Genomic DNA, 12,741 nt, shown 5'->3' with positions numbered 1-12,741 from the left:
GCTGGTCCCCGACAGTGCAGCACGCAGCGCGCAACGTCACTGCGGAGGCGCGGCCACGGTCCGCAGCGTCAGCCGACCAGTCGCGCCCAGACCTCGTCCGCCGAGCGGAGCGTGTCCTCCACCGTGCCCGTCGCGTCGACGACGTGGTTGGCGAGGGCCAGCCGCTCGGCGTCGGTCGCCTGCGCCGCCACACGCCGCTCGGCGTCCTCGCGCGCCATCCCCCGGTGCGCCACCATGCGCTCCACCCGGACGGCAGCGGGTGCGTCCACCACGACGACGGCGTCGAAGCGCAGCGGCCGCGTGCCCGACGCCTCGGCGAGCAGTGGGACGTCGTAGACCACGACGGCATCGGGGTCCGCTGCGGCTGCGGCGTCGAACCGTTCCCGGGCGAGACGCCACACCTCGGGGTGGGTGATCGCCTCGAGGTCCTTGCGTGCCGCGGGGTCCGCGAACACGATCGCGCCGAGCGCTGCGCGGTCGAGCGACCCGTCGGCGTCCACCACGGCGTCACCGAAGCGCGCACGCACCGCGTGCAGCCCCGGGCTACCCGGGGCGACCGCCTCGCGGGCGAGACGGTCGGCGTCCACCACCACCGCGCCGTGCTCCGCGAACCGCTTCGAGACCGTCGACTTGCCCGCGGCGATGCCGCCCGTGAGACCGATGATGCGCACGACGCCAGCGTGGCACGGACCGCTCCACGAACGCCACCCGAGCGAGGACGCCGAGCCAGCTCCGCCGATGCCGCCGGCACCGCCGCGCAGCCCGCACGGCCCGCACCGCCCCACGGCCTGCAGCCCGCACCGCCGCATGGCCCGCTCCGCCCCGATCGACGCCGCAGCACGCCGCCCAGCACGCCAGCCCTCGCCCGCCCGCCGCAGCCCACGACGACGTCCGCATCCCACGACCTCCGGAGCCCGCAACGCCGGAAGCCCGGCCCCGGTCATCCCCGTGGGAACGATCGGGACCGGGCTTCCGGTCAGTGCGATTCGGTCATCGACCGAGCGGTGCTCAGTTGGTCGAGCTGAGCTTCTCGCGGAGCGCCGCGAGGGACGCGTCGTCGGCGAGGGTGCCGGCGCCGGTCGTCTCGCTCGTGAACGAGGAGGACGCGGCCGGGAGGTCGAAGCCACCCTGCGCCTCTTCGGTGAGCGACTTCGCGACCTGGGCCTTGTGGGCCTCCCAGCGGGACTGCGCAGCAGCGTACTGACGCTCCCACTCCTCGCGCTGGGTGTCGTAGCCCTCGAGCCACTCGTTGGTCTCCGGGTCGAAGCCCTCAGGGTACTTGTAGTCACCCTTGTCGTCGTACTCGGTCGGCATGCCGTAGAGCGCCGGGTCGAACTCGGTGCTCTCCGGGTCGACGCCCTCGTTGGCCTGCTTGAGGCTGAGCGAGATGCGGCGACGGTCGAGGTCGATGTCGATGATCTTGACGAACACCTCGTCGCCCACGGACACGACCTGCTCGGCGAGCTCGACGTGCTTGTTCGAGAGCTCCGAGATGTGCACGAGACCCTCGATGCCGTCCGCGACGCGGACGAAGGCACCGAACGGCACGAGCTTCGTGACCTTGCCCGGCGCGATCTGACCGATCGCGTGGGTGCGGGCGAAGACCTGCCACGGGTCTTCCTGCGTGGCCTTGAGCGAGAGCGACACGCGCTCGCGGTCCAGGTCCACCTCGAGGATCTCGACGGTGACTTCCTGACCGACCTCGACGACCTCGCTGGCGTGCTCGATGTGCTTCCAGCTGAGCTCGGAGACGTGGACGAGACCGTCGACGCCGCCGAGGTCGACGAACGCACCGAAGTTGACGATCGACGAGACGACGCCCTTGCGGACCTGGCCCTTGTGGAGGTTGTTGAGGAAGGTGGTGCGCGACTCGGACTGCGTCTGCTCGAGCAGGGCGCGACGCGAGAGGACCACGTTGTTGCGGTTCTTGTCGAGTTCGAGGATCTTCGCCTCGAGCTCCTGACCGAGGTACGGCGTCAGGTCGCGGACGCGGCGGAGCTCGATGAGCGACGCCGGGAGGAAGCCGCGGAGGCCGATGTCGACGATGAGACCGCCCTTGACGACCTCGATGACCGTACCGGTCACGACGCCGTCGGACTCCTTGATCTTCTCGACGTCGCCCCATGCACGCTCGTACTGTGCACGCTTCTTCGACAGGATCAGGCGGCCTTCCTTGTCCTCCTTCTGGAGGACCAGGGCCTCGACCTCGTCACCGACGTTGACGACCTCGTTGGGGTCGACGTCGTGCTTGATCGAGAGCTCGCGCGAGGGGATGACGCCCTCGGTCTTGTAACCGACGTCGAGGAGGACCTCGTCGCGGTCGATCTTCACGACGGTGCCGGAGATGAGGTCTCCGTCGTTGAAGAACTTCAGGGTCTTCTCGACCTCGGCCAGGAAGTCATCAGCCGAGCCGATGTCGTTGATGGCGACCTGCTTGGGAGCCTTGGTCGTGGTGGTTGTCATGTAGAGATTGCTCCGAACGGACATGAGTCGGGCCGTGGCGGCGAGGGAGCGACCCCCGGTCCGCGGGCCGGTCCTGCAGGGAATCCACCCTGTCGAGCCGGTGCGAGCCACCATGGCGATGTGTGTTGTTGGCGCGGATTGCGCCGCACAAGTCTATCCAGCGGGACGGGCGCCCACAACCGGGCGTGTCGGCCTCAGCCGACGAGCGCACTCCGCAGCGTGTCGAGCCCGACGCCGCCGAGGGCGAGCGCCCGGTGGTGGAAGGACTTGAGGTCGAACGCGGCACCCTCGCGGGCCGCGACGTCGTCCCGGATGGACTCCCAGACGCGCTGCCCGACCTTGTACGACGGAGCCTGTCCCGGCCACCCGAAGTAGCGGGCGACCTCGAACTGCACGAACTCCGGCGCCATGTTGACGTTCTGCCCCATGAAATCGAGCGCGTACTCCCACGTCCAGCCGCCGCCGTCGGGGTTGGTCTTCTGCAGGTGCACGCCGATGTCGAGCACCACACGGGCCGCACGCATCCGCTGCCCGTCGAGCATGCCGAGACGGTCGCCGTCGTCGTCGAGGAACCCGAGCTGCTCCATCAGCCGCTCGGCGTAGAGCGCCCAGCCCTCGACGTGCCCGGACGGACCGGCGAGCTGCCGGCGCCACGTGTTCAGCTCGCCGCGGTTGTGCACGGCCTGGCTGATCTGCAGGTGGTGACCCGGCACGCCCTCGTGGTACACCGTGGTCTTCTCGCGCCAGGTACCGAACTCGGTGACGCCCTGCGGCACGGACCACCACATGCGTCCTGCCCGCGAGAAGTCGTCCGACGGGCCGGTGTAGTAGATGCCGCCCTCCTGCGTCGGGGCGATCCGGCACTCCAGGCGCTTGATCGGGTCGGCGATGTCGAAGTACGTGCCGTCCATCGCGCGGATGGACTCGTCGCTGGTCTCCTGCATCCACGCACGCAGCGCCTCCGTGCCGTGCAGCACCCGTGCCGGGTCGGCGTCGAGGACCTCGATCGCGCGGGCCACGCTCGCGCCGGACTCGATCCGGTCGGCGATGCGCTCCTGCTCGTCGCGCATCCGGGCGAGCTCCTCGATCCCCCACTCGTACGTCTCGTCGAGGTCGACGACCGCGCCGAGGAACCGGCGGGAGTGCAGCGCGTAGTCCTCGCGGCCGACGGCGTCGACGGCGGTGGAGAGCGGCAGGACCTCATGCTGCAGGAAGGACCCGAACGAGCGGTACGCCGCAGCCGCGACCTCGGACCCGCGGACGAGCTCGGCCCGGAGCTGCTCGGGGACGGGCTCGCCGCCCTCGAGGACGGCGCCGTCGACGAACTGCCGGAAGAACCCGTCGGGCGCGCCGTTGCGTGCGGCCTGTTCGGCGATCAGCTCGACTTGGCGCTTCGCAGCTGTCACCCGCTCGCGTGTGCCCTCGAGCAGCGTCTCGCGGTACCCCTCGAGCGCGTCCGGCAGGGCGTGCAGACGGCCGACGACGTCCTGCCAGTCCTCCCGGGTCGCGGTCGGCATCAGGTCGAACACGTCGCGGAGCGACTGCGCGGGGCTCTGGATGACGTTCAGGTCGCGCAGGTGCAGCCGGCGCTCGTACGCGTCGACGGTGAGGTCGAGCTCGGCGCCGAGGTCGGTCTTCGTCACCCGGTCGACGTCGTCGCGGGCCTCGGCCGCGTCCAGCGACCGCTTCGCCGCACGCGCGGCGTCGGCCAGGGCGGCGGCACCCGCGGGCGAGGTGTCGCCGTAGGAGTCGGTGCGGCCCGGGACGCCGATGTACGTGGCGACGGTCGGGTCGAGGTCGACGAGCGTGGTGACCCACTGCTCGGCGACCTGGTCGACGGCGGACGGCTGGCGGACGGGACGGTCATCGCTCATGCGTCCGACCCTACCGACCACCCCCGTCGGCCCGCCGCGGACGGCCCTCCTCGCCGGGCGACGGACGGGAGGCGCAGCACCGGCCCGCCTCACCACGGACGGGAGGCGCGGCACTGCGGGCCGCCACACGACGGACGGGAGGCGCAGCGCCGTCCGGCACCGTGCCTCCCGTCCGGTGGCGGCGCACGTCAGTGCGCGGCCGCCTCCCAGTTGGCGCCCGTGCCGACCTGGACTTCGAGCGGCACGCTGAGGTCCGCCGCGCCGCCCATGCGGGTGCGGAGGATCTCCTCGACCCGGTCCTGCTCCCCCGGTGCGACCTCGAGGATCAGTTCGTCGTGCACCTGCAGGAGCAGGCGGGAGCCGAGGTCGCCCTCGCGCAGGTCGGCATCGACCCCGAGCATCGCGATCTTCATGATGTCGGCGGCCGACCCCTGGATCGGCGCGTTGAGTGCGGCGCGCTCGGCGTTCTCGCGGAGGACCCGGTTCGGGCTCTTCAGGTCCGGGAACGGCCGACGGCGTCCGAAGATCGTCTCGGTGTAGCCGTCCTCACGGGCCTGCTCGACGACGTTGCGGAGGTAGTCGCGGACCGAGCCGAACCGCGCAAAGTACTCGGTCATCAGCGTCCGGGCCTCGCTCTGCTCGATGCGGAGCTGCTTCGACAGGCCGAACGCGCTGAGCCCGTAGGCCAGGCCGTAGGACATCGCCTTGACCTTGGTGCGCATCTCGGGGCTGACGTCCGCCGGCTCGACGCCGAAGACCCGGGCGCCGACGAAGCGGTGCAGGTCCTCGCCCTCGTTGAACGCCTGGATGAGCGCCGGGTCGCCGGACAGGTGCGCCATGATGCGCATCTCGATCTGCGAGTAGTCGGCGGTGAGGAGCGTCGTGTAGGGCTCGGCGACGGCGAACGCCGACCGGATGCGACGGCCGACGGCGGTCTTCACCGGGATGTTCTGCAGGTTCGGGTCGGTCGACGAGACGCGGCCGGTGCTCGTGCCCGTCTGCTCGTACCGGGTGTGGATGCGCCCGTCCACGACGGCGGCGTCGAGCGTGTCGACGATCTGCCGGAGCTTCGTGGCGTCGCGGTGCTGCAGCAGCAGTCCGAGGAACGGGTGCGGGTGCTGCTCCTGCAGGTCGGCCAGGCTCGCGGCGTCGGTCGAGAAGCCGGTCTTCGTCTTGCGGGTCTTCGGCATCGCGAGCTCGGTGAACAGGACCTCCTGCAGCTGCTTCGGCGATCCGAGGTTGACCTCGTGCCCGATCTCGGCGAAGGCCTGCTGCGCGAGTTCCGCGGCACGCTCCCCCAGCTCGTGCGAGAGCCCGGTGAGGACGGGGCGGTCGATGCCGACACCGGTCGTCTCCATCCGCGCGAGCACGGACGTCAGCGGCAGCTCGATGTCGTCGAGCACGGTCAGGGAGCTCGGGTCGACGCGGGCCCGCAGCGCCGTCGTGACGCGGAGGACGTACCAGGCGTGCACCCCGACGTTGACCGGGTCGGTCTCGGGGACGAGCTGGTTCGGGTCCGCCGTCGGCAGGTCCTCGCCGAGCTCCTGGTAGACGAGGTCGGCCAGCGGCTGCCCCTGCTTGCCGGGGTTCGCGAGCCAGCCGGTGATGCGGGCGTCGCCGGTGATCCCCGCGACCGTGAAGCCGGCCGTCCCGAGCGCCTTCGTCGCGGCCTTGGCGTCGTGGAAGTGCTTCGGGGCGTCCGAGGCGAACCAGGCGGCGAGCTGCTCGTAGTCCTGCGCGCCGCTGCCACCGGGCACGAGGACGGCATCGTCGTGCGTGGCGATGCCGATCGCGCTGAGGCGGCCGTCGATGACCTCCACCGCGACGCCGAAGCCGTTCTCGGCGTCGGCCGCGGCCTTCCGCTCGAGCCAGTACCCGAGTTCCTCGTCGATGAGGGTCTTCACCGGCGGCGGCGTGGGCCCGGCGTCCTCGACGCTGCCCTCGGTCGACGTGGCCTCGGTGGACTCGCCGCTGCCGACGACCTTGAACACGCGGTCCAGGAGCGTGCGGAACTGCAGGGTCGCGAAGAGCTCGCGCACCGCCGCTTCGTTCATCGGTCGGAGGGCGACGTCGGCCGGCCCGACGGGCAGCTCGACGTCGGTGACGAGCCGGTTGAGCCGGCGGTTGCGGACGGCCCGGTCCTTCTGCTCGCGGAGGTTGTTGCCCACCACGCCCTTGATGTCGTCGGCGTGCTCGAGCACCCCGTCGAGCGAGCCGTACTGCGTGACCCACTTCACCGCGGTCTTCTCGCCGACCTTGTCGATGCCGATGAGGTTGTCGCTGGTCTCGCCCACGAGCGCCGCGATGTCCGGGTACTGGTGCGGCTCGATGCCGTAGCGCTCGTACACCTTGTCGCGGTCGTAGCGGGTGAGCTCGGACACACCGCGGACCGACGGGTACAGCAGCGTGACGTCGTCGTTCACGAGCTGGATCGAGTCGCGGTCGCCGGAGACCACGTAGACCTGGAAGCCCTGGTCGGCGCCCTGCTTGGAGAGGGTCGCGAGGATGTCGTCCGCCTCGAAGTCCTCCTTCGTGACGGTCGTGATGCCCATCGCCTCGAGCGCCTGCTGCAGGAGCGGGATCTGGCCCTTGAACTCCGCCGGGGTCTCCGAGCGGGTGCCCTTGTACTCGGCGTACTCCCGCGTGCGGAAGGAGAACCGCGAGATGTCGAACGCGACCGCCAGGTGGGTCGGCTTCTCGCGCTGCAGGAGCATGAGCAGCATCGAGATGAAGCCGTGGATGGCATTCGTGTGCTGACCTTCGCGGTTCACGAAGCTGTCCACCGGCAGGGCGTAGAAGGCCCGGAAGGCGAGCGAGTGGCCGTCGATGACCATGAGGGTAGGCTTTGCGGAGTCCGACACCCGGACAGCCTACCGACGGCCCCCGACAGGGTGCGGCCCGGTCGGGCGGGACCACCACGCGGAAGGCCGATCGCGACGTGACCGACGAACAGACCGCCCCGGCGGCGACCGGAGCCCTCGCGACCGCGCAGGACATCGGGCTGGGTCAGCTCGCCGACAAGATGGGCATGGTCGTCACCGAGCTGAGCGCCGAGCGTGCCGTCGCGTCGATCCCGGTCGAGGGCAACCGGCAGCCGGCCGGCCTGCTGCACGGCGGTGCGTACGTGGTGCTCGCCGAGAGCCTCGGGTCGATGGCCGCGAACGTGCACGCCGGCCCCGGGCGCTACGCCGTCGGCATCGAGCTCAGCGCCTCGCACACGCGCAGCGCCACGAGCGGCCGCGTGACCGGCACCTGCACGGCGATCCACCTCGGCGGGACCCTGACGACGCACGAGATCGTCCTCACCGACGACGAGGGCCGCCGCTGCTCCACCGTGCGGATCACCAACATCATCCGCGACGCCCGCTGACCCACCGGCGTCGTCCGGCCGGCGTCGTCCCACCGGCGTCGACGGGTCAGCGGCACCCGGCCGCTCCTCCGCCGACGCCGGGACGTCAGTCCTCCGGCGGCCGCTGCAGCAGCAGGCGCGCGTCCCCGAACCCGAGCCGGCGGTAGAGCGTCTCGCCGTCGACGCTCGAGTGCACGACGACACGCTCCGCACCGGCCTCGTCCGCGGCGTCGAGCAGGGCGGCGACGAGCCTCCTCGCGACACCCCCGCCACGCAGGTCCGGGTGCACGTAGACGCTCTGCAGCTCGGCCGCGACGCGCCCCCGCGGCCGGTGCGGCATCGGCGGACGGGCGTTCAACGCGAGCCACGCCATGCCGAGCACGGTCCCGTCGCGCTCCGCGACGACACAGCGGTGCGAGTCGGCGTGCTCACGGGCGAACGCGGTCATCGCCTCGCGGTACTCGTCCCGGGTCACCGACGCGGCCCGTCCGTCCTCGTCCACGCTCCACCGCCAGCGCAGGTCGGCCACCATCGGCATGTCCTCCGGCCGGGAGGAACGGATCACCACGTCGTCCACGGCTCCACCCTGCCAGGTCACGGTGTGCGGCGGGGCTGAGCCGCGTCTCCCGTCCGGCTCGTGCCGTGGCCCGGAACGCGGAGAGCGCCGCCGGACCAGGTCCGGCGGCGCTCTCCGCGTGAGCGAGCGGGGGCTCGTTACTTCTTCGCGCTGAGCTGCTCGATGATCGCCTTCGCGACGTCGTGCATGGTCAGGCGGCGGTCCATCGAGGCCTTCTGGATCCAGCGGAAGGCCTCGGGCTCGGTGAGGCCCATCTTCTCGTTGAGCAGGCCCTTGGCGCGGTCGACGAGCTTGCGAGTCTCGAAGCGCTCGACGAGGTCGGCGACCTCGGCCTCGAGCGTGATGATCTGCTGGTACCGCGAGAGGGCGATCTCGATCGCGGGGAGCAGGTCGTTCGGGGTGAAGGGCTTCACGACGTAGGCCAGTGCACCGGCCTCGGTCGCACGCTCGACGAGCTCCTTCTGGCTGAACGCCGTGAGGAGGACGACCGGGGCGATGTGGTTCTTCGACAGCTTCTCGGCTGCGGAGATGCCGTCGAGCTGGGGCATCTTGACGTCCATGATGACGAGGTCGGGACGCAGGTCCGTCGCGAGCTGCACGGCGGTCTCACCGTCGCCGGCTTCGCCGACCACGTCGAACCCGTTGTCGCGGAGGATCTCGACGATGTCGAGGCGGATGAGCGACTCGTCCTCGGCGACGACGACGCGACGGGGTGCGGCTGCGGTTGCTTCTGTGTCACTCACGACGGAGAGCCTACTAGACGCTCGATCCGTCCGCGGCAACCCGCCGGAAGGGTCCGGCGCCGAGCCGACGCGGACCGAGTACGAGTGGCGGGACTCGAACCCGCACGCCAGAGGCAGAGCATTTTGAGTGCCCCGTGTCTACCATTCCACCACACTCGCGAGCGGAGCCAGCGTAGCAGCCGACGGCGGCCCGGGCCGGGCCGGTCCTGACGGAGTCGTCCGACGCGCGGTACGGTCGGAGGTCCGGCTGATCGGTCAGGGAGGAGCCCCGTGGACTCACGTGCCGTCCGCACGTTCCGAGCGTTCGTCATCGTCACCGCCGTCGTGGCGGTGGTGGCCGGCGTGGTCGCCGTCGTCTGGCCCCGGCCGACGCTCGTCCTCGTCGCACTGCTGTTCGGCGTGTACCTCGTCGTCGCCGGAGCGATGCGCGTCTTCGCCGCCGCCCGCGGCCACGGCACGTCGCCGGTGTGGCGCTGGACCTCGGGCGTCGTCGGCGTCCTGGTCGGCCTCGCCGGACTCGTGGCCCTGGTCGACCCGGCCGTGCCGCTGGTCGTCTACGCGGTCCTCGCCGGGGTCGGGTTCGTCGTCGAGGGCATCGCCGCGCTGGTCGGCGCGGCGGTCGGGCACCCCGGGTCCTCCCGCGTCCCGACGGTGGTCAGCGGGGTGCTGTCGGTGCTCTGCGGCGTCGCCGTGCTCCTCGCCCCCACCACGGCCCTCGAGGTGTTCACCGTCCTGGCCGGCATCGCCCTCGTCGGCGTGGGCAGTGCGGCGCTCCTGCTGCTGCCGGCACGCGCCGCCGCCCGACGCTGAACCGCACGCGTCGCCGCCCGACGCCCGACGCCGACCAGCAGGCACCGCCGCTGGGCATCGGTACGCCGATGCCGCCGTCCGCCGTCCGCCGTCCGCCGTCCGCCGTCCGGCATCTGCCGTCCGCCGTCCGCCGTTCGCCGTCACGGGCCGCTGGCTAGGCGGGGCCGGTCCCGAAGAGCAGCCCGAGCCCGTACGTCACCGCGGCGGCACCGAGGCCGATCCCGAGCTGACGGAGCGCACGTCGGAGCGGCGACGCACCGCTCAGCACCCCCACCACCGCTCCGGTGCCGAGCAGGGCGAGCCCGACCAGCCCCGCAGCGGTCCCGATGGCGGCCCACCCGTCGAGGCCGACCAGGTACGGCAGCACCGGGATCACCGCCCCCGAGGCGAAGAAGCAGAAGCTCGACAGCGCCGCGCTCGTCCCGGTGCCAATCGCCTCGTGGTCGTCCGACGCCTCACCCGCTGCGGCACGCGGCAGCGCCGACCGCGACCGGACGACCGGCACGCCACCGGTCGTCGGGGCCGCGAGCATGGTGGCGAGCACCTCGTCCGCGTGCGTCGCGGCCTCCGCCTCCGACATGCCGCGGGCGCGGTACACGAGGGCGAGCTCGTTCGCGTCGACGTCGAGGTCCGCGACCGCGCGCTGGGCCTCCGGGTGCGGGGCCGACGCGTCGAGCAGTTCCCGTTGCGACCGGACCGACACGTACTCGCCCGCGCCCATCGACAGCGCACCCGCGAGCAGGCCGGCGACGCCGCTCAGCAGGACGACGTGCCGGTCGGCCCCGGAGGCGCTGATGCCGATGATGAGCGCCAGGTTCGACACGAGGCCGTCGTTCGCGCCGAACACCGCGGCGCGGAAGGTCCCGGACAAGCGCATGCGCCCGCGGTTCGCGAGCCCACGGACGACCTCGCCGTGGATCCGCTCGTCGGCCGCCATCTGCGCGGTGGCGTCGTCGTCGTCCGCGTAGGGCGAGCGGTCCTCGGCCCGCTGCATCAGCGCGAGCACGAACACCGACCCGAACCGCTTCGCCAGCGCCGCGAGCACGCGCGTCCGCAGGCTGCCGGCGAGGGGCCGCCCGACGTCGTCGCCGAGCAGGTCCCGCCAGTGCTGCTCGTGCCGGCCCTCGGCCTCGGCGAGGGCGACGAGGATCTCGCGCTCCTCGCCCGACCGGCGTGACGCGAGGTTCCGGTAGACGGCCGCCTCGGCACGCTCGTCCGCCAGGTAGCGCCGCCAGCGCTGCACGTCGGCCCGCGACCGCGTCGCGGTGGCGGACTGGAGGCTCGGATCACCCATGCGACGCTCCTCGCGTGCTCGGTCGGTCGGGACGCCGACCACGGTACCCAGGCGAGGGTCGCGTCGGACGCCGGCAGCGCCTCCCGGCCGGGACGACGGGAGGCCGCCACCCACGAGGGGTGACGGCCTCCCGTCGGTGGACCGGACTCAGTCGCGGACGTAGGCCGGCGCGGCCTCGGCGTGCGCGTCGCCGACCCGGTGCACGCGCAGGTCGTTCGTCGATCCCTCGAGTCCGGGGGGAGAACCGGCCGTGACGATGACCCGGTCACCGGGGACGGCGAGACCGTTGCCGATGAGGACGTCGTCGACCTGCGAGAAGAGCTCATCGGTGTGCGTCTTGCGGTCCACCAGGTAGGAGCGGACGCCCCACGTCATCGCCAGGCGACGACGGGTGGCCTCGTTCGGGGTGAACGCGATGATCGGCAGACCGTGGCGCAGCCGCGACATGCGGCGGGCCGAGTCACCGGACTCGGTGAAGACGCAGAGGTAGGACGCTTCGGTGAACTCCGCGATCTCGACCGCGGCGAGGGTGATCGCGCCGCCGAGGGTGCGCGGCTTCGTGCCGAGCGGGGCGATGCGCTCGAGGCCGTGGTCCTCGGTGGACTCGACGATGCGCGCCATGGTGCGGACCGTCTCCACCGGGTACTCACCGACGCTCGTCTCGCCGGAGAGCATGACCGCGTCGGCACCGTCGAGGACCGCGTTCGCGACGTCGGAGGTCTCGGCGCGGGTCGGGATGGGCGACGAGATCATCGACTCGAGCATCTGCGTCGCGACGATGACCGGCTTGGCCATGCGGCGCGAGAGCTCGACCGCACGCTTCTGCACGATCGGGACCGCCTCGAGCGGGAGCTCGACGCCGAGGTCACCGCGGGCGACCATGATCGAGTCGAAGGCGTCGATGATCTCCTCGAGCGCGTCGACGGCCTGCGGCTTCTCGACCTTGGCGATGACGGGGAGACGCTTGCCCTCCTCGTCCATGATCTGGTGGGCACGCTCGACGTCGGCCGCGTTCCGGACGAACGAGAGGGCGATGAGGTCGGCGCCCATCCGGATGCCCCAGCGGAGGTCGGCCTCGTCCTTCTCGCTGAGCGCGGGGACGTTCACCGCCACACCCGGCAGGTTGATGCCCTTGTTGTTCGAGACGGTGCCGGCGACGACGACCTCGGTCCGGACGCGCACGCCGTCGGTGTCGAGGACGCGCAGGCGCACGCGACCGTCGTCGATGAGCAGCGGGTCGCCCGGCTTCACGTCCTGCGGCAGGCCCTTGAAGGTCGTCCCGCAGATCTCCTTCGTGCCCGGGACGTCCTCGGTCGTGATCGTGAAGACGTCACCGACGGCCAGCTCGTGCGGCCCGTCGGCGAACTTCGCGAGGCGGATCTTGGGGCCCTGCAGGTCGACCAGGATCGCGACGGGCTTGCCCAGCTCCTCGGCGGCCCGGCGGACGTTCACGTAGTTGGCCTCGTGCACGCTGTAGTCACCGTGGCTGAGGTTCAGGCGGGCCACGTCGACCCCGGCCTGGATGATCTGCTTGACGACCTCGTAGTCGGAGGTCGCAGGTCCGAGCGTCGAAACGATCTTTGCGCGTCTCAATGGATTCCTTCGTGTGGTGGAGTGGCTTCGCGGGAACG

Annotated in this window: 10 protein-coding genes and 1 tRNA gene; 2 read left to right on the top strand and 9 right to left on the bottom strand. The window is 71.6% G+C overall.

What is annotated here, in order from left to right; all coding sequences use genetic code 11:
* Positions 1-68 precede the first annotated feature (68 nt).
* The 4 genes from coaE to polA form a co-directional block, all read right to left on the bottom strand.
* On the bottom strand, positions 69-671 hold the full coding sequence (gene coaE / locus KM842_RS04740; RefSeq protein ID WP_216261344.1) for a dephospho-CoA kinase: 603 nt from the start codon (positions 669-671) through the stop codon (positions 69-71).
* A 337-nt stretch (positions 672-1,008) separates the two neighbouring features.
* Complete coding sequence (gene rpsA, locus KM842_RS04735; protein WP_216261343.1) at positions 1,009-2,463, bottom strand: 30S ribosomal protein S1; 1,455 nt, start codon at positions 2,461-2,463, stop codon at positions 1,009-1,011.
* Between the two features lie 194 nt (positions 2,464-2,657).
* Complete coding sequence (locus KM842_RS04730; RefSeq protein ID WP_216261342.1) at positions 2,658-4,337, bottom strand: DUF885 domain-containing protein; 1,680 nt, start codon at positions 4,335-4,337, stop codon at positions 2,658-2,660.
* Positions 4,338-4,525: 188 nt separating this feature from the next.
* Positions 4,526-7,198 carry a DNA polymerase I gene (gene polA / locus KM842_RS04725; protein WP_216261341.1) on the bottom strand — a complete coding sequence of 891 codons (2,673 nt, stop codon included), beginning with the start codon at positions 7,196-7,198 and terminating at the stop codon, positions 4,526-4,528.
* Positions 7,199-7,359: 161 nt separating this feature from the next.
* Here polA and KM842_RS04720 point away from each other — a divergent pair, with 161 nt between their 5' ends.
* Positions 7,360-7,707 (top strand): PaaI family thioesterase, encoded by a 348-nt coding sequence (locus KM842_RS04720; protein WP_253206342.1) that lies wholly within the window; start codon positions 7,360-7,362, stop codon positions 7,705-7,707.
* A gap of 85 nt (positions 7,708-7,792) precedes the next feature.
* Here the strand turns inward: KM842_RS04720 and KM842_RS04715 are convergent, their stop codons facing one another.
* The 3 genes from KM842_RS04715 to KM842_RS04705 all read right to left on the bottom strand — a co-directional run bounded on the left by KM842_RS04715 (position 7,793) and on the right by KM842_RS04705 (position 9,165).
* Complete coding sequence (locus KM842_RS04715; protein ID WP_216261340.1) at positions 7,793-8,263, bottom strand: GNAT family N-acetyltransferase; 471 nt, start codon at positions 8,261-8,263, stop codon at positions 7,793-7,795.
* Positions 8,264-8,400: 137 nt separating this feature from the next.
* A complete protein-coding gene (locus KM842_RS04710; protein WP_110825040.1) occupies positions 8,401-9,006 on the bottom strand; it encodes an ANTAR domain-containing response regulator in 606 nt (201 codons plus the stop codon).
* A gap of 79 nt (positions 9,007-9,085) precedes the next feature.
* Positions 9,086-9,165, bottom strand: a tRNA-Leu gene (locus KM842_RS04705).
* Between the two features lie 111 nt (positions 9,166-9,276).
* Between KM842_RS04705 and KM842_RS04700 the strand changes: the two genes are divergently transcribed.
* Positions 9,277-9,816: an HdeD family acid-resistance protein gene (locus KM842_RS04700; protein ID WP_216261339.1), complete on the top strand. Its 540-nt coding sequence runs from the start codon at positions 9,277-9,279 to the stop codon at positions 9,814-9,816.
* Between the two features lie 154 nt (positions 9,817-9,970).
* Here KM842_RS04700 and KM842_RS04695 read toward each other — a convergent pair whose 3' ends face one another.
* A complete protein-coding gene (locus KM842_RS04695) occupies positions 9,971-11,110 on the bottom strand; it encodes a VIT1/CCC1 transporter family protein (RefSeq protein WP_216261338.1) in 1,140 nt (379 codons plus the stop codon).
* 147 nt (positions 11,111-11,257) lie between these two features.
* Positions 11,258-12,703, bottom strand: coding sequence for a pyruvate kinase (gene pyk, locus KM842_RS04690; RefSeq protein WP_216261337.1), 1,446 nt, complete (start codon positions 12,701-12,703; stop codon positions 11,258-11,260).
* Positions 12,704-12,741: the final 38 nt, after the last annotated feature.

Origin of the sequence: Curtobacterium sp. L6-1 (genome assembly GCF_018885305.1) — a bacterium.
GTDB lineage: Bacteria > Actinomycetota > Actinomycetes > Actinomycetales > Microbacteriaceae > Curtobacterium > Curtobacterium aetherium.
The sequence above is the reverse complement of the archived record's forward strand: the minus strand, read 5'-3'. Positions and strand labels throughout refer to the sequence as shown.